At 44.5% G+C, this 1,078-nt stretch carries 2 protein-coding genes; one reads left to right on the top strand and one right to left on the bottom strand.

All coding sequences use genetic code 11. The annotated features are described in order from the left end of the window. Positions 1-357 (bottom strand): MFS transporter (locus tag R7P67_RS26170; protein ID WP_318086499.1); only part of this gene is annotated, 357 nt, incomplete at its 3' end. Between the two features lie 139 nt (positions 358-496). On the opposite strand from R7P67_RS26170, the gene R7P67_RS26165 reads away from it, so the two are divergent. Then, positions 497-1,078, top strand: a 582-nt coding sequence (locus tag R7P67_RS26165; RefSeq protein ID WP_318086500.1) for an AraC family ligand binding domain-containing protein, incomplete at its 3' end; no start/stop codon positions are given.

Genomic DNA, 1,078 nt, shown 5'->3' with positions numbered 1-1,078 from the left:
CCGCAACATGGTTTTCGTCACCACAGAACCAACCGCAATACCAAAGGCGCTCAACGCTCGAGCCAACATGACCACATCAAAGCGGTCAGTTTGCATCGCAACCAATGCAGAAAGCCCATAAACGAGCAAGCCAACTAGCATGGTTGGACGTCTTCCCCATTTATCTGCTAATAGACCCCAAACCACGACTCCGATTGCAAATGCTGTAAAGTAGATCGACAGGGTTTGCGCTGCTTGCGAATAGGTGACTGAGAATGACTGTGCAATATCACCAAGTGCAGGGCTGTAAATCGTCTCTACAATTTGCGGAAACATCAGCATCACAACCATTAATCCAATAGAAGGTTTCGTTTTCATTTTTGCCTCTCTATCCCACTTCGACCTGATGAATTCAGAAGCTTAAGTGGGTAACAAACTTAACTTGGCGCGCAGTATAGAAGGCGTTATGCTTTACCCATTAACATCGTTAAGACCAAAAACATCAAAATTCGGACAAATGGCACTTATTGAAGAAAACACTCAGTTTGATGCAGACAAGCTCACAGCCAACGTGGTCGGCATTGCTGCAGATGTTGGTAAACACGACTCAGGGATGCATCACCACCATAAAGGTCAGTTGCTTTACGCGCCACAAGGATGCATGACGTTTGCCCTAAATGATTCCATTTGTATTTTGCCGCCAACCAAAGCAGTGTGGATCCCACCTCATACTCCACATCGCGCCGTAATGACGAATGTTGTGGCGTATCGTTCTGTTTATTTCGATTGTGACAAGTTTTCTTGCCCGAAAAGCATCGTGATGATTGAAGTTAACGCTCTCCTAAAAGCACTGATCAATAAAATGGCTTTGTGGGAGTGGGACATAGAACAAACCAAAACGAATGCGACAACCATATTGTTTTGGGAAGAGTTTTATCAAGCGAAGCAATTCGAGCTCACTTTACCATTGCCATCGGATCGTCGTTTGGCTTCATTTCGAAACGCGATGACAAAAGACGGATTCATTGCTCCTGATCTCAACCATTTATCGAAAACAATCGGGGCAAGCAGTAAGACAATTACAAGACTGTTTAAGTCA

The organism is Vibrio sp. Vb0937 (assembly GCF_033338855.1).
The sequence above is the reverse complement of the archived record's forward strand: the minus strand, read 5'-3'. Positions and strand labels throughout refer to the sequence as shown.